The sequence below is a fragment of the Desulfobacula toluolica Tol2 genome (assembly GCF_000307105.1).
Taxonomy (GTDB): domain Bacteria; phylum Desulfobacterota; class Desulfobacteria; order Desulfobacterales; family Desulfobacteraceae; genus Desulfobacula; species Desulfobacula toluolica.
On record NC_018645.1, the window covers coordinates 3799537 to 3822259 of the forward strand.

General features: G+C 41.0%; 17 protein-coding genes. 9 read left to right on the forward strand and 8 right to left on the reverse strand.

Annotated elements, in window-relative coordinates:
• A complete protein-coding gene (locus tag TOL2_RS23800; protein WP_014958590.1) occupies positions 1 to 2049 on the reverse strand; it encodes a chemotaxis protein CheA in 2049 nt (682 codons plus the stop codon).
• 314 nt (positions 2050 to 2363) lie between these two features.
• Between TOL2_RS23800 and TOL2_RS23805 the strand changes: the two genes are divergently transcribed.
• The 8 genes from TOL2_RS23805 (at position 2364) to TOL2_RS17365 (ending at position 11202) form a co-directional block, all read left to right on the forward strand.
• Positions 2364 to 4367: a methyl-accepting chemotaxis protein gene (locus TOL2_RS23805; protein WP_014958591.1), complete on the forward strand. Its 2004-nt coding sequence runs from the start codon at positions 2364 to 2366 to the stop codon at positions 4365 to 4367.
• Positions 4368 to 4575: 208 nt separating this feature from the next.
• On the forward strand, positions 4576 to 5388 hold the full coding sequence (locus TOL2_RS17335) for a phosphate ABC transporter substrate-binding protein (protein ID WP_014958592.1): 813 nt from the start codon (positions 4576 to 4578) through the stop codon (positions 5386 to 5388).
• Positions 5389 to 5404: 16 nt separating this feature from the next.
• Complete coding sequence (gene pstC / locus TOL2_RS17340; protein WP_014958593.1) at positions 5405 to 6295, forward strand: phosphate ABC transporter permease subunit PstC; 891 nt, start codon at positions 5405 to 5407, stop codon at positions 6293 to 6295.
• Positions 6295 to 7152 carry a phosphate ABC transporter permease PstA gene (gene pstA / locus TOL2_RS17345; RefSeq protein WP_014958594.1) on the forward strand — a complete coding sequence of 286 codons (858 nt, stop codon included), beginning with the start codon at positions 6295 to 6297 and terminating at the stop codon, positions 7150 to 7152. The genes pstC and pstA overlap by 1 nt, the downstream gene beginning before the upstream one ends.
• A 5-nt stretch (positions 7153 to 7157) precedes the next feature.
• Entirely contained in the window at positions 7158 to 7919 is a 762-nt protein-coding gene (pstB, locus tag TOL2_RS17350; RefSeq protein ID WP_014958595.1) for a phosphate ABC transporter ATP-binding protein PstB, read from the forward strand.
• Between the two features lie 10 nt (positions 7920 to 7929).
• On the forward strand, positions 7930 to 8577 hold the full coding sequence (gene phoU, locus TOL2_RS17355; RefSeq protein WP_014958596.1) for a phosphate signaling complex protein PhoU: 648 nt from the start codon (positions 7930 to 7932) through the stop codon (positions 8575 to 8577).
• 151 nt (positions 8578 to 8728) lie between these two features.
• A complete protein-coding gene (locus tag TOL2_RS17360) occupies positions 8729 to 9418 on the forward strand; it encodes a response regulator (protein ID WP_014958597.1) in 690 nt (229 codons plus the stop codon).
• 2 nt (positions 9419 to 9420) lie between these two features.
• On the forward strand, positions 9421 to 11202 hold the full coding sequence (locus TOL2_RS17365) for a sensor histidine kinase (RefSeq protein ID WP_014958598.1): 1782 nt from the start codon (positions 9421 to 9423) through the stop codon (positions 11200 to 11202).
• A gap of 75 nt (positions 11203 to 11277) precedes the next feature.
• Here TOL2_RS17365 and TOL2_RS17370 read toward each other — a convergent pair whose 3' ends face one another.
• The 7 genes from TOL2_RS17370 to TOL2_RS23810 form a co-directional block, all read right to left on the reverse strand.
• Positions 11278 to 12111 (reverse strand): radical SAM protein, encoded by an 834-nt coding sequence (locus tag TOL2_RS17370; protein WP_051012445.1) that lies wholly within the window; start codon positions 12109 to 12111, stop codon positions 11278 to 11280.
• Positions 12104 to 12637 carry a hypothetical protein gene (locus TOL2_RS17375; protein ID WP_014958600.1) on the reverse strand — a complete coding sequence of 178 codons (534 nt, stop codon included), beginning with the start codon at positions 12635 to 12637 and terminating at the stop codon, positions 12104 to 12106. Before TOL2_RS17375 ends, TOL2_RS17370 begins: the two co-directional genes overlap by 8 nt.
• Position 12638: 1 nt before the next feature.
• A complete protein-coding gene (locus tag TOL2_RS17380; protein ID WP_014958601.1) occupies positions 12639 to 15122 on the reverse strand; it encodes a pyruvate formate lyase family protein in 2484 nt (827 codons plus the stop codon).
• An 81-nt stretch (positions 15123 to 15203) separates the two neighbouring features.
• A complete protein-coding gene (locus TOL2_RS17385) occupies positions 15204 to 16316 on the reverse strand; it encodes a DUF6765 family protein (protein ID WP_014958602.1) in 1113 nt (370 codons plus the stop codon).
• 105 nt (positions 16317 to 16421) lie between these two features.
• Positions 16422 to 16838, reverse strand: coding sequence for a hypothetical protein (locus TOL2_RS17390; protein WP_014958603.1), 417 nt, complete (start codon positions 16836 to 16838; stop codon positions 16422 to 16424).
• Positions 16839 to 17362: 524 nt separating this feature from the next.
• Positions 17363 to 18283, reverse strand: coding sequence for a GGDEF domain-containing response regulator (locus TOL2_RS17395; protein WP_014958604.1), 921 nt, complete (start codon positions 18281 to 18283; stop codon positions 17363 to 17365).
• Positions 18283 to 21741, reverse strand: a complete 3459-nt coding sequence (locus TOL2_RS23810) for a response regulator (protein ID WP_148278142.1) — start codon at positions 21739 to 21741, stop codon at positions 18283 to 18285. The genes TOL2_RS17395 and TOL2_RS23810 overlap by 1 nt, the downstream gene beginning before the upstream one ends.
• A 269-nt stretch (positions 21742 to 22010) precedes the next feature.
• Here TOL2_RS23810 and rnhA point away from each other — a divergent pair, with 269 nt between their 5' ends.
• Positions 22011 to 22685, forward strand: a complete 675-nt coding sequence (gene rnhA / locus TOL2_RS17405; RefSeq protein WP_014958606.1) for a ribonuclease HI — start codon at positions 22011 to 22013, stop codon at positions 22683 to 22685.
• Positions 22686 to 22723: the final 38 nt, after the last annotated feature.

The following is a 22723-nucleotide window of genomic DNA, read 5'->3' on the forward strand; positions in this document are numbered from 1 at the left end:
TTAAGTGGATATTCCATTTGCGATTGATATTATCCTTGCTATATCAAGAATCAGGCAGACTTTTCCATCAGGCATAATTGTACCGCCGCAAATGCCGGGAATATTTTCCATTAAAGTGCCCAAATTTTTTCTAACAACATTTTGCTTGGCAAGAAGCTTGTCTATCAGAAGGGCGGCTTTGAAACCGGAGTCTTCCACTACGACAACAATACCCGTATTATTGTTTGAGGCACCATTTGAGATATCATTGGAAAGATTGAAAAATTTATGAAGCCTGAACAAAGGGATAATCTTGCCGTGTACTTTAATAAATTCACCTTTTTGAAAGACGCTTGAAATCATATCAGGTTTGAGTTCTATAGAAGTTAAAACACAAAGGGTTGGGATTACATATCTATGATCACCAACACCAACAATCATACCATCCATAATCGCAAGGGTTAAGGGAAGTTTTATCTGAATCTTTGTTCCGATTTTCTGTGTGGACTCAATATGGATTTTACCATTGTATTGGTTGATTGTTGTTTTTACCACATCCATACCAATTCCTCGACCTGAAATATCAGTGACTTGATCTGCAGTACTCAGCCCCGGGTGGAAAATAAGATTATAAATGGAATTTTGATCAAGCTGGGATGCATCATCAATTATTCTTGTTGAAATAGCTTTTTCAATAAGTTTTTTGGTATCAATTCCTTTCCCGTCATCTGTAATTTCAATATATAGACTGCCGCCTTTGTGATATCCTTCAAGAGTCACCGTGGCAATTTCAGGCTTGCCGGCTTCAAGTCTATCTTGAATATTTTGTTCAATGCCATGATCAAAACTGTTCCGAATAATATGAATAAGCGGATCACTCAGTCCGTCAACCAGGTTTTTATCCAGCTCGGTTTCTTCTCCTTTTGTGACAAAATCAAATTGCTTGTTGTTTTTGTTTGACAAATCTCTTGCAACTCTTTTCATTCTGTTGAACAAAGATTTTAAAGGAACCATCCTTAGTGACAGTCCAATTCGTTGAAGTTCTTTTGTTATCTCACTGAGAGCTCGCAGTGAATTTCTGTATTCGGAAGATTTTTTGTCTTTGTTGTCGCTATTTCGGATTACCATAGCTTCTGCAGTGGAAAGTTCACCTATTGTATCAATCAAATGATCCAATCTGTCTGAATCAACCCTTATGGATTTTTTTACAGACGTATTGCTTTTGGCATTTTCTGCTTTTACGGGTTGAGTATCAGAAGGCATTTTGTGATGAGAAGCAAAATCATTTTGATTTTTTTGCTCCATACCTGATTTGTTTTCATACTCTTTAAGTAATTTAAGAATTTGTTCGGAATCTTTTGGAGAAGCATCTGCTCCTGAATACACTGAAAATGTATCAGATAACCAGTCTTTTACGCTAAAAAGAATTTCAGCAAATTTTACAGTCACGTCTTGTGAAAACAAATCCTCAGTCCGGTGACAGATTTTTTCAACTTCTTTTAGCGCCAGAAAACCACTTTCTCCTTTTATTGTATGGATAATACGTTTCATCTCTTTTGGAGAATGTACTAGGTCACCTTTTTCAAATTCAAGAACAAGAGTTTCAAATTTATCCAGAACTGACTGCTGAGAGGATAAAAATTCAGCAAAATCCTTCATGCTCAAATAAGAAGGAAGTGTTTCAGGATGGCGTATACTTGTATTTTTATTCGTAGATTTTGATGCAGTTTCAGGCGGGTTGGAGTTTGATGCCTTGCAAATTTCATTATCAGTTTGTTTTCCCATGGTTAAATGATCGACGATCAATTTCATTTCTGAAATGATATCTTCAATATGAATTAAGGTGTCATGATTTTCATTTTTGTTATAAGTTGTTACTTGTTCAATATGATTGCGGATCTGTTTAACACATGAGGTAATATCATGCATGCCGCTTTTTTTTGATATATCATTAATGTCTTTTAACAAGGTGATACTATTTGAAAATGACTCAGGGTTATCAACATCAACCAGGATAAATTCTATAGAGAGGTCTTCAAGTTTACTTCTGATTTCAGAGCTTGAGTGCAAAATAATAATCCTTATAAATGAAGATGTTGAAAACATCACTTAACAATTCGATAAAATGCATAAAAAAATATCAGACGCTCAGGTAAAAAGCAACTGCAATATAATCATTAATTTTGCATTAATCTCAAATATCAGCTGCTCCAAATCGGTCATAAAACATCCTTTTGTCATTGAGTTTTGGTTTAAAAAAGGCCTGCATTCCAGCTAACCAAAAGCTAACTTGATTTTTGAATACCGATTGATTAGGGTTGCCCAAATAAAGACGATCATGCACATGATTTACTTATAAAATTATGGGTGTAATGGAGGTGATTTTGAGAAAATTAAACATAAAAAAACAAAGCATCCGGTTCAAGCTTATGATGGCGGCGGCTTTAATGGTAACTCTTCCAATGCTGGTTCTCGGCTACTTTTCAGGCCATAAAATACAACAGACCGTGTCAGATGATGCCAAGGTGCAAGCAGTCAGAATTGCAGCCGGTCTTGCACAGTCGACAAATCTGGTGCTGGAAGAACAAATTCGAATTATCCGCGGTCTTGCTGAAAATTTCCGGTCTTTTGGGGGTATGGATATCCGGTTTTACGGAGGACAGGGCATTGATGATCTGACTGCCAAGAGGTTGAATAAGACCATCCACAGAACCGTTAAAAAAATGGGTGCAAACTACGAGAGTATTTTCATAGCTGACGCCCAGGGTATTATTTTTGCCGGGACTCTTGGTTCCGGGGAAACTCCTTTTTTCGGCAAGGATATAAGTGCAAAACATTTTTTTATAAATACCAAAAAATCCGTAGAACCTTGTTCAAGCGAGGTTTTATTGTCCAAATTTAACCAGAAGCCAGTCATTGTTTTTTGTGCCCCCATACTTGATAAACGCGAACAATTTGCAGGTGCCGTCGGAATGACCCTGAAACTGGATGCTGTTTCAAACCTTATAACCGGAACACAGATAGGACAGACAGGATACGCTTATATGGTTGATCAAAATGGTCGTACCATTGCCCATCCTGATCCTGAACATGTCATGAAAACCAACATAAAAAAGCAGCCGGGCATGGAATCTTTTGCCAAAACTGTTTTATCAATGAAAACCGGCCTTGACACATACAATTGTGACGGCCTGCATGAAATAGCAGGTTTTTCAACGGTTGATGCAAAAGAATGGACGATTGTTGTCACTCAGAAAGTTGAAGATTTTATGAAAGTGGCAGACTCGCTTCAGCGATTTACCATCCTGATAGGTGGCGTTTTTCTTTTGATGTCCCTTGTGGCAGGTCTTTATTTTACCCGAAGTATAATAACTCCGGTGGAACTTGTTGCATCCGCACTTCAAAAAAGTGCTGCAAATGTCACGGATGCTGCACGCCAGGTTACGGCTGCCAGCAATTCAGTGGCAAATGGTGCAGGTATACAGGCCATGTCCATGAAAGATACGGCTGCGTCTTTATCTCAGATATCCGTCATGATAAAAGACAATGCCGACCATGCAGATCAGGCCAATCGCCTGGTGGATCAGAACCAGCTGGTTTCAAATAAATCCAACCGTATGCTCAATGAGCTGAAAATCACCATGGAAAAATTGGAGGATTCGAGCAAAGAAACGGCCCGGATTATTAAAACCATTGATGACATTGCATTCCAGACCAATTTATTATCCTTGAACGCCTCTGTCGAAGCCGCCCGTGCAGGAGAGTCAGGAGCCGGATTTGCCGTTGTGGCTGAAGAGTTCAGGAATTTGTCTTTACGGTCTGCACAAGCAGCCAAGGTTAGCGAAAATTTCATCCATACCACTGAGAATAATGTCATAAAATGCATTGATATGATGCAGCAGGTTTCAGATACTTTTCTGGAGGTTTTGGATAACTCTGTTAATATGAAAACCTGCATTAAAGAGATTGTGGAAGAGTCCGGCAGACAATCCGATGGCATAGGTGTGATAGATGCGTCAGTGATAAAAATGGACAGATTAATTCAGCAGCATACAGCCCATGCAAAAGAGTCGGCTATTGCATCAAAAAGTGTGTTGCAGGAAGCCCGGAAAATGATTCAAATGGTACAAAATCTAATTGCCGTTATCGGAACATCCGGCACATCAAATCGTCACAACTGCCAAGGCCATACAGCAAACATGACACTAACAGAAGATAAACACCCGGAAAAGATAACAACAAAAGAAGTGCCGATAACAGCCCTGGGAAACCCACTTAAAACAGATCAAAAAATCAGCAAAAACAGAACCTGGGATATTGCAGCGTTTCCAATTATGGCCGATGGCACTAAATCCGCTCCAGAATTGACCGGAAGTCCTGATTGTTAATTATACATCGACAATAAAAAAGCCCTGGCAATATACTTTCATATACAACATACCGGGCAAACTCTGAAAGCATTCCGCACCGGAATCATTTAATGTTGCCGTAACACAACTCTAATAAAATTCTAATATAAACTTAGTAGACTCCTCTTTAAATTAACCATGAGGTCAATTGTAATAATACAATCTTTAAAATTGTTTTGGAGAAAATATGAACAAATATGTACCCGTATTTATTTTTATGCTCTTTTTACTGATGATATCATCAAGTGTTTTTGCAGGAGAATTGGTGATAAAAGGCTCTACAACGGTTTTGCCCATTGCTCAGAAAGCTGCTGAAGCTTATATGGCCGAACATCCTGACGTAAAAATTTCGCTTTCCGGCGGAGGGTCCGGGAACGGAATAAAAGCGATCATTGACGGTACGGCCGACATTGGGAACGCCTCGCGTTTTATCAAGCAAAAAGAAGTTGATCTGGCACACGACAAGAGCGTTTATCCAGTGCCCTTCAGGGTTGCACTGGACGCGATAGTTCCGGTTGTAAATTACAAAAACACGGTTGACGATCTTAGCCTGGAACAGCTGAAGGATATTTATCTTGGAAAGATAACAAACTGGAGTGAGGTCGGCGGAACACCTGGTAAAATCGTCGTGATTTCACGGGACAGTTCGTCCGGAACATTTGGCGTATGGAAAGATCTGGTCATGAAAAAAGAACGGGTCATTCCCGGCGCACTGACCGTGCCTTCAAACGGCGGTATTGTCCAGGCGGTTGCAAACACACCGGGTGCCATAGGGTATGTCGGCCTGGGCTATCTGAATGGCGACATCAAATCTGTAAAAGTCAACGGAACACCCGGAACAGAAGAAAACACCTTGAACGGATCATTTCCCATTGCCAGAGGCTTGTTCATGTTTACAAAAGGATGGCCGACAGGTGATACCATGGGGTTTTTATCGTTTATCCTGTCACAAAAGGGACAGGAACTTGTAAAACAAGCCGGGTCCATCCCGCTGTTCTAATGTGTAACGGAGAAAAATGTTGAAACGTCAGCATATTGATAAAACAGTGCAGTCAGGATTTTTGCTCATTGCACTGTTTTCCATAACCGCCTTGTTTTTGATCATGGTATTTCTTTTTATAGAAGGCATACCCATTTTAGAGCATATCAGTATCAAAGAGTTTGTTTTCGGCAAGTTCTGGTATCCCACGGATGACCCTGCGGATTTCGGAATTCTTTCCCTTATTCTGGGCTCCGTGTGTGTCACACTTCTTTCAGGTTTGATGGCAGTTCCATTGGGAATAATGACAGCCGTTTACCTGGCGGAGATTGCTTCCCCCCGGGTTGCTGAAATAGTCAAACCCATTGTGGAACTGATGGCCTCCATGCCATCGGTTGTCATTGGTTTTTTCGGTATGGTGGTTGTGGCGCCGTTTATTCAAAAACTTTTTAACATTCCAGTCGGGTTAAACATGTTTAACGCATCCCTGATGCTGGCGTTCATGGCCATTCCCACCATTTGCAGTATTTCAGAGGATGCTGTATTTTCCGTCCCCACGGCTTTAAAAGAAGCCTCTTTTGCCCTGGGGGCCACCCATTTTGAAACCATTGCAAAAGTTATTATCCCTGCATCATTGTCCGGCATATGTACAGCCGTTATTCTCGGGCTGTCCCGTGCCATCGGAGAAACCATGGTGGTGTTGATGGCCGCAGGCGGCGCTGCCATGATACCCTCATCCATCTTTGATCCGGTACGGCCATTGCCGGCAAGCATTGCAGCGGAAATGGCTGAAGCACCATTCAGAAGTGAGCATTATCACGCTTTGTTTGCCATTGGCATTGTGTTGTTTGCATTTACATTTGTTTTTAATTTGATTGCCGATTATATTTCCTATAAATTCAGGCAGGTGGGAGAGGCATCCTTATAATGATAAAACAGAGGTTATTGGCACAGAAGATATTTTTTTTATTGTTAAAAGCAGCGGCTTTGCTCAATGGTGCAGCGCTCTTAGTGATTGTATATTTCATGGTATCCCGTGGATGGCGGGCCATTTCATGGGAATTTTTAACCCAGCCGCCAAAAGATTCCATGACGGCAGGCGGCATTTTACCCTGTATTGTGGGAACATTGTCTCTTTGTTTGATGACCATTATGGTGGCGTTGCCCATCGGGGTTTCCTCTGCCATATATTTAAATGAATACGCAAGACAGGGCAAACTGGTCAGGATCATCCGCCTGGGCATTAACAATCTGGCCGGGGTTCCGTCCATTGTATTTGGATTGTTCGGACTTGCCTTTTTTTGTATCGTACTGAAAATGGGAGTATCCATTGCAGCAGGCGGCTTAACATTGGGGATCATGACCCTGCCCGTGATCATCGGTGCTTCTGAAGAGGCATTAAAGGCCGTTCCCAACACCTATCGTGAAGCTTCCCTTGCCATGGGGGCAACCAAATGGCAGACCATAAGAAAAGTGGTGCTGCCGTCAGCTTTTCCAGGAATTATTACAGGATCAATACTGGGGTTGAGCCGGGCGGCAGGTGAAACCGCCCCGATCATGTATACCGGCGCTGTTTTTTTTACCCCTGATCTTCCCGGTTCCCTTCTGGATGAAGTCATGGCATTGCCCTATCACATATATGTATTGGCCACGGCAGGAACCAATATTGAAGCCACAAGGCACCTGCAATACGGAACCGCCCTTGTGCTGATTGTCCTGGTTTTCGGCATGAACCTTGCAGCAATCATCCTGCGGTCTAAAATGAGAAAAAAGTTAAGGATTTAGCTTCAATGAAACACAATTTTAAAATGCATACTCAGGATCTGAGTTTTTTTTATGGTAACTTTCAGGCCCTTCACACAATTTCAATTGAGTTTATCGAAAACCAGGTAACAGCGCTTATCGGTCCGTCAGGGTGCGGGAAAAGCACCTATTTAAGATGCTTGAACCGCATGAACGATCTGATTCCCGGCATCCGGGTCAAGGGCCGGGCCATGCTGGATGCAAATGACATTTACGATCCGTTGGTTGATGTGGTGAGCCTGAGAAGAAGGGTCGGCATGGTATTTCAAAAGCCCAACCCGTTTCCCAAATCTATTTTTGAAAATATTGCTTACGGATTAAAGGTCAATGGCGTTAAAGACAGGGCAAAAATCACTCAAATTGTGGAAAAAAGCTTAAAACAGGCCGCTATCTGGGATGAAGTCAAAGACCGGTTGAACGAATCCGCTCTTGGTCTTTCCGGGGGCCAGCAGCAGCGATTGTGCATTGCCCGAGCCCTTGCTGTGGGACCTGACGTGCTGTTGATGGATGAACCGGCTTCAGCCCTTGATCCCATTGCCACGCAAAAAATTGAAGAACTGATCACCACCCTGTCTTCAAAACTGACCATTATCATTGTCACCCATAATATGCAGCAGGCAGCACGGGTGTCTGACAGAACCGCTTTTTTTTATATGGGAAAACTCATAGAAGTCAACGATACCGACACCTTGTTTACCAAACCGGCATTAAAACAGACCGAAGATTATATTACCGGAAGATTCGGATAAGGAGAAAATCATGGCAAGCCATTTGCAAAAAGAAATAGAAAAAATAAAAAAAGAGATCCTCTCCCTTGGGGCCATGGTGGAAGACCGGTTTAAAAAAGCTGTGTATGCCATCAAAACAGAAGATCTAAAATTGGCACAGACCATCATTGATACGGATTTTGAAGTGGATGAACGTGAAATCGAAGTGGAAGAGGAATGCCTGAAGATTCTTGCGCTGTACCAGCCGGTGGCCATGGACCTGCGTTTTCTTGTGGCAGTTGTCAAGATAAACAATGACCTTGAACGAATTGCGGATTATGCAGCAAATATTTCAAAACGGTTCAAGGCATCTTCTGAAAATCCCAATAAGTTCAGGTATGATTATACTGCCATGGGAGAGCAGACTGCAAAAATGCTCAGAATGAGTCTGGATGCCCTTGTAAAAATGGATGTGGATATGGCATATGAAGTCAGAGATATGGACTCTGATGTGAACATCATGCGAAATGATGCCTATGATTCAATGAAAGAAGACATACAAAAACATCCTGAAATGGTGGGTGAAATTATTAATATGTACCTTATTTCCAGGCATTTGGAACGTATCGGGGATCATACCACCAATATTGCGGAAGAGGTGATCTATCTGATAGAGGGCGAAATTATCAGGCATACTTAAATGCCCGGCCTCTCAATTTTTATATGAAAGTTTTCGAAAATTTCAACAGTGACTTTCATGTTTTGTTGTGGGCAAACCAAGTTGAATGACCAGGTCTGCCAGTGGCAGTTATTTGAAACAATAATAAATTTATGCATACAGGAAAAAAAAGATGTTAAAAGAAACCATTCTGATCGTGGATGATGAAGAAGATATTGTTGAGTTGATCAAATATAATCTGGAAAATGAAGGGTATGGCATATTGACGGCATTAACCGGTGAACAGGCCATAAAAATGGCCAAGCAATTCCATCCGGATCTGATTGTCCTTGATCTGATGCTGCCGGGAATTGACGGACTTGAGGTCACCAAATACCTTAAAAACAATGACAACACAAGTTACATTCCCATTGTCATGCTCACGGCAAAAGGAGAAGAATCCGACATCGTTATAGGGCTTGAAATCGGTGCCAACGATTATATTTCAAAACCCTTCAGCCCCAAAGTCCTGATTGCCAGAATCCGTTCCATATTACGCCGCCGTAAAAAAGATCTGGGCCAGCCGCCGGAAAGGATCAACCAGGAAGGAGATCTGATCATTGACCGGGCAAAGCATCTGGTGACAATTGAAGGAAATGTATTGGATCTGACTTTTTCAGAATTTGAACTGCTCTCCTTTCTTGTGGACAAAAAGGGGTGGGTCTTTACCAGAAAACAGATTGTTGATGCAATTCATGGTGAAAGCTATTCTGTAACCGAAAGAAGTGTCGATGTTGTTATTGTCGGCCTGAGAAAAAAATTAAAAAATCATGCATCCTCTATTGAAACCGTCCGGGGTGTTGGTTACAGGTTTAAAGAATAAAAATGGAAAAAAGAAAAAAGAAATTAATCTGGCATATTTTCCCTTCGTTTCTTTTGATAATTTTTCTTTCGCTTTCAGCGATCACATCATACTCAACCAGTTATTTTAAAAAGTTTTTTCTGAAGAACTCGGAAAAAGAGTTGACCATCAGGACAACATTATTGCAAAAAAAATTTTCAGATATGCTGAAAAATGGTCCTGATAATTATCATCAGATTGATATGCATTGCAAAGATATAGAAGAAAAAACAGATACCAGGGTAACGGTTTTGCTGCCGTCAGGTGTTGTGATAGGGGATTCTTCAGGTGATATTGCAACCATGGAAAACCATATGAAACGGCCGGAAATAATGGAGGCGATGAAACGGAAAAAAGGTATCTGTGTGCGATACAGTGCAACTCTGGATAAGAATATGATGTATATTGCTTTGCCTGTTCTGCAGGACAAAGAGGTTGCCGCTGTTGTTAGAACAGCCGTATCCATCTCCGGCATAGACACACAGATCAAATCAATCCGGAATAATATTCTGATTGCGCTGCTGGTTACCATTATTATTGCCGGATTGACAAGCCTTTATGTTGCAGGGAGAATCAGTCATCCTGTTGAAGAGATGACAAAAGGCACTGCCGAATTTGCCAAAGGGAATCTTACGGCAAGAATTGCGGTTCCTGAATCAGAAGAATTGTCTGAGCTTGCCGTCACCATGAACCATATGGCACAAGCCCTGGATGATAAAATCACGGCATTTGAAAATCGAAGCATGGAATTGGAGGCAGTCCACTCCAGTATGCAAGAAGGTGTTATTGCAATTGATAAAAATGAAAGAATCATAACAATCAATGATGCTGCAGCCAGGGTTTTCGGCTTTTCAGCATCAAAGTTAAAAGCCAGGTATATACTTGAAATAGCAAGGCATTTTGAACTTCAAAAATTTATTCAAAAAGCTTTGGCAACCCATAAGCCGGTTGAAGATGATATTGTTATTGCAGGGGATAAAGAACGAATTTTAAATATCCATTCAACAGCGCTTTATGAAACAGCAGGACGGCGGATGGGAACCTTGATTATTTTTCATGATATCACCAGGATTCGGCGACTTGAAAGAATGCATATAGATTTTGCAGCCAATGTGTCCCATGAGCTGAAAACACCGCTTACAACCATAAAAGGCTTTGTTGAGACCCTTCAGCAAATGACGGTTAAAAATGAGCTGAAAGAGGGGGAAGCTTTTTTAAATATTATTGAAAAAAATGTAGACAGGATGATTGATCTGATCAATGATCTGCTGGCCCTGGCAAAACTTGAACGCCTTCAGGGAACCAAAATCCAGCTTGAAAAACACAATATCTCAGGCTTGATTCAGGGAGCTGTCAGCAATTGTGATTTCAGCATTGAGAAAAAAAATATTTCCGTGAGTATTGATTGCCCGGAGGATATTTCTGCCATGGTTGATCCTGGTTTAATGGAACAGGCCATCATAAATATCGTGGACAATGCTGTTAAATACAGCCCTGAAGGAAAATCAATCCACATATCGGTCACAAGTCAGGGCCGGTTTGTGGATATAATGATCAAGGATAACGGCAATGGAATGAACAAGGAACACCTGTCCAAAATTTTTAACCGGTTTTACAGGGTGGACAGGGCCAGAAGCCGAAACGAAGGAGGTACAGGCCTGGGACTGGCCATTGTGAAGCATATTGTCCAGTATCACAACGGGAAAATTGATGTTACAAGTACAAAAGGCCGGGGCAGCTGTTTTACGCTCAGTATCCCTGCCTGATAATTTTTGACCCTGAAACCTTTAACGCATTGTTGGACAAAGCCATCCAGTATCATAGACAAACCTGATATTTTATCAGGCATTTATCTTCTGTTTGAAATAGTCTATCCAGGCTCTGTTTTCAGCCATGGAAACCGGTTTGTCACTCAAATTCTCATGAGGCTTACGGTTCAGCCGGATCATTTTTTCCCGCGAACCTGGATTATAATAAAGGAACTCACAATGCTTTACTCTGTATTTTAAAAAGAAATCAGCTATGGCGGCAAGATTTTCTTTGTTTGCCACAAAATGAGGAATCAGGGGAATCCTTGGCAGTACGGTGATATCTTGTTCAAGAAGCTGCCTGAAGTTTTCAAGTATAAGATGATTTGACTTCCCAAGCAGGCGCTTATGAATCTCGTTATCCATGATCTTAAAATCAAAACAGATCAAATCAATGTTCGGCAAAATTTTTAAAACAAATTCATTAAAATCAAAATATCCGCAGGTTTGAACGGCAATATGAATCTGCTCTTTTTTTAGCAACAAGATTACCCGGGAGATATAATCTATAAACCCCAGGGATTCTCCCCCGGAAAATGTCACCCCTCCCCCTGATGTCTCATAATAGTGTTTGTCCTGCAACACAAGACTTGCCAGCCGTTCAGGAGAATAAGTTTTCCCGATATTCCGCCGTGCAAGTGCAAAACATTTTTTTCCCTTGGTACAGTTGCCGCAATGAATACAGTCTTCCGGAAAAAACATGGTCTCCATTTCATAATTCTGGGATTCGGGATTATGACACCAGGGACATGAAAGGGGGCAGCCTTTAAAAAAGACTGTTGTCCTCACGCCCGGACCGTCAACAAAAGATCCTCTGGCAATATCGAAAATCAATGGCTCCGGTCCGGTTGTGATACACTTATGCATGATCTTTTAACAATTCTTTAAAATCATTGATTCCCAGCAGTTCAGGAATCAGCCACAGCAAATATATGAATTTGAAAAGATAATTCAGGTTTCCTGAAACGCTCAACTGGTTATTCAGCATCCCTGCAATCACATCGGTATTACCGGACAGCAGGAAATCAGCCATTGCCTTTCCGTCCTTGAACGTCACTGTAGTGGTCGGGTTTTCAACAAGGCTGTCCATAGCCTTCATCCCGTCTTGTTGAGCAAACAACACATTGACCTTTTTGAATACGGCAGAAACATCTATTTTTTTGTCCCTGCTGCAGATGGCATATGAGGCGGTAAAATCCTTGATGTTTTTCCGGTAATCTTTGTTGACAACAAACAAAAGGCTCATGGCCTTGAGCAGCAGATAAAGCAGGTTGTCCAGGGCTCCTCCGGCAACTTCGTTTTCAATATCATTTTTAAGTGTTCTCAAGTTGTTTGCAATCAGTGTTTTTTGCATCCTTTCTGAAAGCCCCTCGAGCTGATCAAATAAATTCATATTAAGACTCCTTTTTGATTAATGGGACAAATTCACCTGAAGAGAGTTTGTACTGGCTTCGCATAATCAATTCGTCTTTCATTGCCTCGTTCAAGGATTTAAAATAAGCAGAATATCCTGACACTCTGACCAGAAGATGGGGATGGCTGTCAGGATCGGCTCTGGCTTCTTCCAGAGTTTTATAATCCTGTATATTGAACTGAACCTGCTGTCCGCCTTTTTCCATATAGGCTTGAACAACGCTTCCAAATCGATCTGCATTTTCAAGAGAACATTCCACGGGAGAAAATTTCATATTCAGGGCATAGGCTCCGGGTATATGCTTGCTGTTGAGGCCTGCAACGCAATTGAGTGCGGTTGTCAAACAAGTGTCTATCTGTGAAGCCGGTGTGATGCCGCTGGAAAAAGGTATGTTTGCTTTTCTTCCGCTGGGCAGGGCTCCTGTTACACTGCCGTATCCTGCATGGTTTGTCATTGTCCAGTAAGCAACCCTGTAATTGCCGCCCCTATAGTTTTGCTTTGTGTTGAACACTTCATATCCAAGATCAATTAATCTTCCGGAAATATCAACGGCAACAGGATGGTCTGTGCCGTACTTGGGCGCCTTGTTTTTCAGATATGCGCAAAGCAACTCATGCCCTTTGAAATTATTGTCAACCGCCTCAACCAGTTCGGCAAGGGACAGATTCATGCCGGTGTTGTTTTCATTGAAACACAGATCCTTTATGGCACAAATGGAATCGCAGACATCAGGAAAACCAATATGAGTGACTCCTGAAGAATTATAGATCGCCCCACCCTGAATCAGATCTTTGCCCTTGTCCAAAGGTCCTTTGAATATGGCTGACAAAAGCGGAGTCGGAAGGAATTGCTGGTGTGTCTTTCCATAGGTGTTGTTCAATGAGATCGCATTTTCAGCCATAAGCTTTGTCTGTTCCGCATAGGCATCCCAGAAATCTTCAAAGGTATTGAACTCAGATGGATTACCGGTTGCCTTCCAGAGCGGTTTTTCTCCTGTAACCGTTGTTCGGCCGTTGTGAAGGGTCATGTATAAAATCGTATACATCATCATGAATATGGAGGAACTGGCGCTGTAATCCCTTCCGGCGCTTCCCAGCTCAACACATCCTATGACGGCATAATCTCGGGCATGCTCAAGAGTCTCCCCCTGGTTGACAAGGGTCCTGATATTTTGAATATCATTGAAAAAAGCAGGAATGGCCTTGTTGGTAAGGATGACCCTGCTGACCTCATTTCTGTATTCAACGGGATTTTTTTCCGGATGAAACCTGGCATTTACATTGGGGTCCCGAATCGGCAAAAGCTCCGTGATTTTCAATAAAACATATGTCAGTTCATTGACCGCATTGTTCCCCTTTTTGTCCACTCCGCCAAGGGTGACAGCGGGAACCGCGCCCGCACCCCCGAAAAGTTTTTCTGCAGCTTCAGGCACAAGGTTAACATTATCGGCAATTTTAAACCACAAGGATCCTGAAATTTTCAGCGCCTCCTCAATACTAAGCACTCCGGATTCATAATCCCTGATAAAATAAGGATATAATATTTGATCAAGGCGTCCTGGATTGATGGCCATGTTCGAGTTTTCTGCAAACACACAGACCTGACAGATCCAAAGGGCATTTACAGCTTCATGATAGGTTTCTGCCGGTTTTGCCGGAACTCTTTTGCAAATTTCTGCAATACTTTGAAGGTTTTTTTTTCGTTCCGGGTCGGTTTCATTATCAGCTTTCCTGGCCGCCTCCCTGGAAATATTGGCTGCATAATCAAGTATGCCCTGCATCGCGATCCTGACAGACCTGTAAAAAAACAATTTTTCCTTATCATTGCCTTGTTCCTCTTCTTTGTTTGCCGCCTCTTCCATTATGCGTTGAATCCCTTTTTCAAGTACCAACTCATAACAAGGAGTGGTATGTGAAATGGTCGCGGCCTTGGCAATGGTATAGATAATCATTTTTTCCAGCAGGCCCTGCCGAAAAGGATCCACTTTCCGGACTTCCTCGGACATTGATTTTTCCATCCAGTAGGGGAATACGTCAAAATTCAAAATATCGGCATCTTTTTTGTCAAGAAACTGTGGATTATCTTTTCTTTTACTGATAGTTCCCAGCTCAGGCCAGATACTCAAACCAAAAAACTCGGGATAAACCGGGGCTCCCAGAGCTTTTGCAGTGGTGGCCCCGCCGAGCATATTGTCGTCATGGAAACATATTTCCCTGTTGGACAGATAACCGGCAACAGCCTCAGCTCTTCTGACCGGCATGGGCAGGTTCAGATGTTCGGTTTCCTTGAGATAGGCCGTCATATACTTGGCTCTTTCAATATCGACGGCGGCAGTGGCGCTGCGGTGCAACTCCAGCAATGTATCCAGAAGGGGAAGTTTTGTTTTCAGATTTCCAGGGGTATACTCCTTGAGTTTATCTCTTACTTCATCTGTTTTTTTATACACGTCAAATTTCCTTTTCATATGAAAGAATTTCCAACTTCTTGAAATCAAAGATTTTTTACTATTTATTGAAAGATAACATATCAATTCAAACGTACCTTGTCAGGCCACACAGATTCCGTATTTTGGAAGGATATCCCTGATGATATCAATCCTGTGGATCTGTAGAGCATCATGAAACAGTTTCCAGTCACTCCGGAGGAATTCAGGGGAGAATGGAAACAACTCGTGTTTTGTCTCGGATTCCCTTTTCGTTTTCAGTGCCTTATATTTCCACGAATCCTTACCATTGTGTATATATGACAAGTTTTCCTCGCCTTTTTCAGCAAAACTAAAATCGCCGGCAGCAATGGATTTCAACCATTTCATATGGCGGTCTTCGCCTTCTTCATCTTCAAAGGCCCTGAAATTTTCCTCGATTTTATTGAGGTCTTTGGCGGGTATCTCATCCCAATCTTCCAGAGTGTAATCCGGATCTTTCATCCGAAAGCAGACCATAGCCTGGTGCATTCTCTTTACGGCATCCATAAAAATTTTTGTATTATCCCGCACAATCTCTTTTCCAAAGCCATTTTTATACTGCCATTTCAGGTAGGGAAGGTCCGGAAAAGCCAGTACCGCGCCATGACCTAACGGAAATGCATCATTGATTATTTTGCTTGTCTCACGGTTAAAACAATGAGCAAAATAGTTGGCCACCTTATCCAAAAGAGTTGTATTATCATCATCTTTTTTCTTTAAGCCTTCAACCTCGTTTATTTGATGATTAATACCGGCAAAACCCTGATGGGCAAAGGTGTCTGCCAGCACATGCATGGTAATGCCCAGCCTGTGCAGCCCGTATGGCAAGTCATGACAGTCGATGCAGGATTTCATCATATCTTCTGCAACATAACTGTCCGGGTAACAGACCAGCTTGTTGACAAAACTGCCGTCCGGATTATCCCCTGCCCTTTTCCCGCCGTTTCCCGGTAAAAAATGAAACGGCACCCATGTAAAATGATTGGCCAGCTCCTCAAAATTTCGATAATCCAGCATTTTATGGGCTGAACTGATCCGACTGTACATGGCTTTATTTCGAAATTTTATGCTGCCTGAATTAACTGCGTCATCCACATATTGAGCAGAATGGCTGATTATATTGGCATCCTGCATTGAAAACTTTGCCAGCCGTGCCGTAACGTAGGTAACTGTGTGATGAAAATCAATTTGCACTGTAAACCTCCTTGCTTTTAAAATTTAAGTTTCCCGGACATCAAAAGCGATGATATACATAAAGATGTTCATAGCAATGCCCGGGAACCACAGTTGTTTTCCTGTTTACTCTGCTTCATTGCTTGAAAAGATATAAGCAAAAGGAATTGCAATGATATCCCCGATAATAAAGGTCAGATAGCTTAAGAAAAAGAACCATCCATAGCCTTGCAATTCCCCCCTAAATAGAATGGGCAAGATAACAAATATTGACCAAAGTAATTTATAAGTCATCTGAAAAAACAGAACAGGTGAAAATTTAAGGGGGGTTTTCAGAACCAAGGCAAGTATGCAGCAAATACCTACAGAAAGATCAGCTCCACCCGTGATACCGAACATAACCGGTTCCTGTGGGGGCAGCTTAAATATGGAAATCATCATATCGGGCGCAAGTAGTATGCCCAATCCAAAGGCACTTGCTATTACTGCGGAATAAATATACATGGCTTTAAGCCAATTCCAGCGAACATTCTGCAACTTCATGATCATTCCTCCTTGAGTTTAAATAATTGTTATGATGCTCAAATTCATTTGTTTACAGATAGACGATATCTGCTTTATGCATAATATACTTAATTTTATCAAGTATATTGGTAACCGTATTGATAAGCAAAAATCTGATTGTATGAAGATCTAAAAAACAAAATTAACGATTTTAACAAGTCACAAATCGTGCAACTAAAAATAAAAGCAGGATTACTATAATTGCAAACTGTCAGCTGAAACCCAGCGTAATATAATCATAGTTCCGCTCTGTAAATTACTATTACAATCTGTTAAACAGTCTATAAACAAGTAATATTTTTTTGCCATTTATTTGTATAAAGGAAGGATGAAAAAAACAATAGGTAAAAACCCCTAGTTTTTTAAAAAGATGTGTAATACACGCATAAATAGGGATTATAATATAAAAATTAATTTAATTTTTATATTATAATATCTTTTGCAGGTGTCTTAGTATTTCCCTGACACGAAATTGTACAAACCGGCCAAAAAAAGAATTGAGATCATATTTTTCCACGGCAGATTTTATTTCGTCCTGTTCTTTTAGCTTCATACAATGCCCTGTCAGCCGCTTCTACAATTAACTCCAAACCTATTTTCATATCGGGAAGAATACTTATAAGGCCGTAGCTTAAAGTTATATAGGGCGATACTTCAGAGGTTTTATGGGGTATTTTAAGTGTTGCTATGGCATCTCGTATTTTAACAGATATGTCAAACGCCTCATTTTCATCGGCATAGGGCAAAACAGCTACAAATTCTTCTCCGCCATAACGGGCAACAAAATCTCCTGCTCTTTTTAAGGTACTCTGGAGCATAAGGGCGACCTGTCTTAAAGCGCTGTCACCTTTGCCATGTCCATAGGTATCGTTATATTTTTTAAAAAAGTCAATATCCATAAAAAGAAGGGATATGGATTGTGAAGAACGACAGGCACGAAGCACTTCATTTTCAAACACCTGATCAAATCTTCGTCTGTTGGGTATCTCGGTAAGAGCATCTATAAAGGCAAAGTCTTCTAACAGTTTTTGTTTTCTCTGATAGGCAAGGTGAAGATTGACCCGGGCCAAAACCATTGGAGGATGAAAAGGTTTGGTTATATAATCCACGGCCCCTGCTTCAAACCCCTTGGTGGCATCCATCACCTCTGAGATCGCCGTAACAAATAAAACTGGAATATGGCGGGTTTCAGGATTGTTCTTAAGCGATGTACATAGCTGGTAACCGTCTATTTCAGGCATCATAATATCGGTAAGAATAATATCCGGCGGATTCTTGGATGTTGCAATTTTAAGAGCCCTTTCTCCCGATGTTGCCGGGACAACTCTGAACTCTTGTTCAAAAAGGCTGACCAAAAGTTCTACATTCTGCTTATTATCATCCACAATAAGAATTTTGGGCAAAGATTTTCTGTTGTTGTGCATTAAGCATTAACTCCTGAAGTTAAATGATCAATAATACTTTGAATCTTTTCTTCAGCCTCTTCCAGTGCAAAGTCAGACAGATATGATTTTAACAGATCAAAGGATTCAGCGCCTAAATAATATTGAAAACTATGCTCATGTTTGTTGATATATCGGTTCACAGAATTGAGATCATCAAAGATATCGTGTTCAACTTCTTGTAAAAGGTTAATAAAAGTATTCACATCTATCACAGAAGGAGGTTGCGGGGGCAAATTCAGATCTGTTTGTATCTCTTGTTTTGTTTTTTTACAAAAATCGGCAAGTCCTTCCATAACTTTTTTAATCTCTTTTAAGAACTCTTTATTTTCTTTACCTGAAAAATCAGGTACGGTTTCCAGATCAGCGGCTTTATCGGACAGATTTTGAGCCCCTAGGTTGGCGGCAATACCTTTTATTGAATGAAGATATCGCTTGAGATCATCATATTTTTTTTCATTTTTCATAGTCTTGATCTTTTCAGAAGCATCAAAAAAATCGTTGTAAAAACTTTTGAGCAGTTTTTCATAGAGAAGGGTATTGTTATTGGATCTAAAAAGCCCTGTAGCAAGGTCTATGCCTGCAATATCAGTCAAGTGGAGGGGCAAACTCTTTTTTGAAGAGTTAATTCTTCCTGATCGTAAAAAAGGCTTAAGATATATGGAAAGTGTTTTAAAAAGAAGGGCTGGATCAATGGGTTTGGTTATATAATCATTCATCCCGGCCTCTATGCCTTTTTCCCTGTCTCCGCTCAATGCATGGGCTGTCATGGCAATGATCGGCAGAGAATTAAATTTTTTTCTTGATCTGAGAATACGGGTTGCTTCAAGACCGTCCATGACCGGCATCTGAATATCCATCAATACAAGATCAAAAGGCCTGGCTTCAAGCTGGTCAATGGCTTCACGCCCATTTTCCACACAAAGAACGTTTAATCCTGCCTGGGTGAGCCACTCCAGAGCAATTTCCTTGTTAATTGTATTATCCTCCACCAGCAGGATATTTCCTTTGATGTGGGGAATGGCCGCAGTGTTTTTCTGGGCGCTGCCTAAAAAATCACCTTCCTGAAAGCTATTTTCCTGAAAATTTTCATCCTGTCTTTTTCGCCCATAGATCTCCATTATAGAGTTAAAAAGAAGTGACGGGTTGATCGGCTTATGAAGAAAAACATCAAGAAAAGACCGATCTGCTTCTTGCATGAGATCTTCTCTTCCATAGGCTGATATCATACAGATGATAGGCAGCTTATCCAATTTCACACCTCTTTTTATCTGCCTTGCTGTTTCTATTCCATTCATGCCGGGCATTTTCCAGTCAAGAAGAATCAAATCATAGGTGTTGTTTCCATTTTCCAGCATAAAAAGAGCTTGTTCACCTGAAGAGGCTGTTTCCACCTTCATTTGAAAAGAGACAATTATTTCACTGATAATTTCCCTTGCTGCCTGATTATCATCAACCACAAGAACGCTAAGCCCTCGAAGATCTTTTGGAGGGTTAATGATCAGCTGCTTGTCCAAGGGCTGGGATTTGAAACACACGGTAAAAGAGAACTTACTGCCTTCACCAAGCTTGCTCTCAACTGATATGTCTCCTCCCATTATTTCCACCAATTGTTTTGTGATGGCAAGACCGAGCCCAGTTCCGCCATATTTTCTCGTAACAGATTGGTCTTCCTGGGTAAAAGAGTCAAAAATACTGTTGATGCGTGACGGTTCAATTCCGGGTCCAGTGTCCTTGACAGAGAAACCAAAAACAAGAGAACCATCTTCTTTTTCCTCCTCAAGTCCCGCTTTGATAACAATCTCTCCTTTTTGAATAAACTTAAGGGCATTACCCGTAAGATTGATGAGAATCTGACCTAAGCGTGTCGGATCTCCAATTAAAGCGTTGGGTATTCCCTTTTCAATTGCAACAAGAAATTCGATCTCTTTCTCATTTGCCTTAAGGCCGAACATCTCCGTGAGGTTTTCTATAACCTCGTAGAGAGAAAAAGGGATCGCTTCAAGCTCAAGATGCCCTGCTTCTATCTTTGAAAAATCAAGGATATCGTTAATAAGAGCAAGAAGAGCATGGGAGGAAGAGTTCATTTTACTCAAATACTGCTCCTGCTTTTCAGACAACGCTGTTCTTCTCAGGAGATCTCCTAACCCGATAACAGCATTAAGGGGAGTGCGAATTTCATGGCTCATGTTAGCCAGGAATTTGCTTTTTGCATTAGATGAGGCCAATGCGGCCAGACGTTCATTTTCAGCTTTTTCAACCTCAAGGCGTTCAGATATATCTAAAATCCTACCTTCGAAAAGACCTTCACTTTCAATATAACGTGTATTCATTTCCGCCCAGAAAAAAGAGTTGTCATTCCGACGTATCTGAAATCGAAACCCGTACACTTTTTTATCTTTATCAATAAGCTGCAAAAATCTTTTTTTATCCTCTTTAAATGCGTAAAAATCTTCATCCATATTCTTTATTTTTTCCAGCATATTCCCGGGAGATCCATAGCCTGTCATGGCAGCAAGTGACTTATTAACCGTAATGAGTTTTCCTTCATGGCTCGATTGGAAAATACCCTCTATTGCGTTGTCAAAAAGGCCCCGGTATTTTACGATCATAGCTTCCATCTCAGCATGATTGTTTTGAAGCTGTTCTGCCATAATATTAAGACTGTCGCCAAGATCTCCTAATTCATCATCACTTTCAAAAAAAATTCTTTGATCGAAATTGCCCTTACCGATCTCTTCTGAGGCCCGGGTCATCTGAATAATGGGATTAACAAGTGTTTTGCCAATGAGGTAACCGAAAAGAAGAATAAAAGGAAATGATGAAAAGAAAATTAAAGCAGCCTGGATTAAAAGTTTATCCGTGTATTGTTTTATTGTGCTTGCGGAAATATCCATACCAAGAATTATCGGATATTGCGTACTCTTTAAAGGTATATACCCTGAAAGCCAGCTTCCCCATTGGTCGGTGTATATTTTTTTTTCTACCAGCGGTCCCGACATCTTGTAAAAATATTTTTTAAGGACATTGCCCGGCTCTTCATAGACCTGACCGATTTTTGCCGCTGTCAGAGGATTTACTTCTGCATCCACCAAAAAAACGATTTCTCCCTTATCATTTCCTGTCATGGTATACACATAATAGATATCATTGATTTCATCACGAATATTTTGAAGACTTTTTTGAATGTCGCGATATAATGCAGTGTCAGGTTTTTTAAAATCAAGAAAACCTTCGTGGGAATTTTTATCCACGAAATAGCGGCTGACAGAAACAATATTCAAAAGCCTGGTTTGAAGATTTGCCATCATCTGTTTGCGCCCTGTAATGAAAAAAACAATGGAAAAAGATACTGACAATAAAACGCAAACCGTTAAAAAGCAAACTGTACAACGTCCGGATAATGACAGCAGCCTTTTTCTTTTTTTATTCAGTTTCACCAAAAAATCCCCTTTTCCGGAAAGTCTCCAAAGCAACGCTAAGTTAAACACAAATTCATACCAAATTCCACATAAGAATCCACTATAAATAAAAATAAAAGTCTGATTGCATCAGACATGTCAAATAATGCCGTAAAACAGATGGTGAGAAGCTGTTTTTTATGCATGATTAATTATTTATTTTAAAAGGCCATCCATTATGCTGCCATTTAATCTGATTTTATTGTAATATAACACCTGTTTATTTAAATCAGACAAAGAGGAATTTTATGAAATACCATACCATATCAACGTCAAAAACCGGACATGGAGCAATCTTTACAAATTCTAAAGAAGCAAAGGCTTACCAGGTTAACCATCCCGGAAGTGTTTATCAGGTCTTTGCCACCATGCCTTCAAAGATACCGGCTATAAGGGAAAAGAATAATAGTGAATCAGAAAAAGCCGTGAGAATTACCAAAGGCCAGTCAGGAAGCATCACGGTCTACACAGACGGATCAGCCCTGAACAATCCGGGACCGGGAGGATATGGTGTCATAATTCAGTCAAACGGAACAACCCATGAATTTTCTCAAGGATACCAACACACCACCAATAACCGAATGGAAATGATGGCTGTTATAACTGCCTTAAAGAATATTGAAGACCGTGACTGCCCTGTAACGATCCACAGCGACTCCCAATACACGATCAACGGGATCACCAAGGGTTGGGCCAAAGGATGGAAAAAGAAAGGCTGGAAAAAATCTGACGGGAAACCCGCTCTTAATTCTGATCTTTGGGCTGTCATGCTTGATCTTGTTGAACATTTCCCGAAGCTGTCCTTTAAATGGGTCAAGGGACATGCCGGCAATGTTCTCAATGAAAGAGCCGATATCCTTGCAAACAGTGCTGCCAGTCAGCAAGGAGGCGGCATGCTGGTTGATGAGGGTTATGTAAGATAACTGTTAAAACCATGGAAATGGGGGATGTCATTGATGTC

What these genes read in the sequence shown, in the direction of transcription:
- phoU (WP_014958596.1), top strand. Translation starts at nt 7,930, where the DNA reads ATGGCAAGCCATTTGCAAAAAGAAATAGAAAAAATAAAAAAAGAGATC.
- rnhA (WP_014958606.1), top strand. Translation starts at nt 22,011, where the DNA reads ATGAAATACCATACCATATCAACGTCAAAAACCGGACATGGAGCAATC.
- TOL2_RS17390 (WP_014958603.1), bottom strand. Translation starts at nt 16,838, where the DNA reads ATGAAGTTGCAGAATGTTCGCTGGAATTGGCTTAAAGCCATGTATATT.
- TOL2_RS17370 (WP_051012445.1), bottom strand. Translation starts at nt 12,111, where the DNA reads ATGCATAAGTGTATCACAACCGGACCGGAGCCATTGATTTTCGATATT.
- TOL2_RS17365 (WP_014958598.1), top strand. Translation starts at nt 9,421, where the DNA reads ATGGAAAAAAGAAAAAAGAAATTAATCTGGCATATTTTCCCTTCGTTT.
- pstC (WP_014958593.1), top strand. Translation starts at nt 5,405, where the DNA reads ATGTTGAAACGTCAGCATATTGATAAAACAGTGCAGTCAGGATTTTTG.
- pstB (WP_014958595.1), top strand. Translation starts at nt 7,158, where the DNA reads ATGAAACACAATTTTAAAATGCATACTCAGGATCTGAGTTTTTTTTAT.
- TOL2_RS17395 (WP_014958604.1), bottom strand. Translation starts at nt 18,283, where the DNA reads ATGCACAACAACAGAAAATCTTTGCCCAAAATTCTTATTGTGGATGAT.
- TOL2_RS17360 (WP_014958597.1), top strand. Translation starts at nt 8,729, where the DNA reads ATGTTAAAAGAAACCATTCTGATCGTGGATGATGAAGAAGATATTGTT.
- pstA (WP_014958594.1), top strand. Translation starts at nt 6,295, where the DNA reads ATGATAAAACAGAGGTTATTGGCACAGAAGATATTTTTTTTATTGTTA.
- TOL2_RS17335 (WP_014958592.1), top strand. Translation starts at nt 4,576, where the DNA reads ATGAACAAATATGTACCCGTATTTATTTTTATGCTCTTTTTACTGATG.
- TOL2_RS17375 (WP_014958600.1), bottom strand. Translation starts at nt 12,637, where the DNA reads ATGAATTTATTTGATCAGCTCGAGGGGCTTTCAGAAAGGATGCAAAAA.
- TOL2_RS17380 (WP_014958601.1), bottom strand. Translation starts at nt 15,122, where the DNA reads ATGAAAAGGAAATTTGACGTGTATAAAAAAACAGATGAAGTAAGAGAT.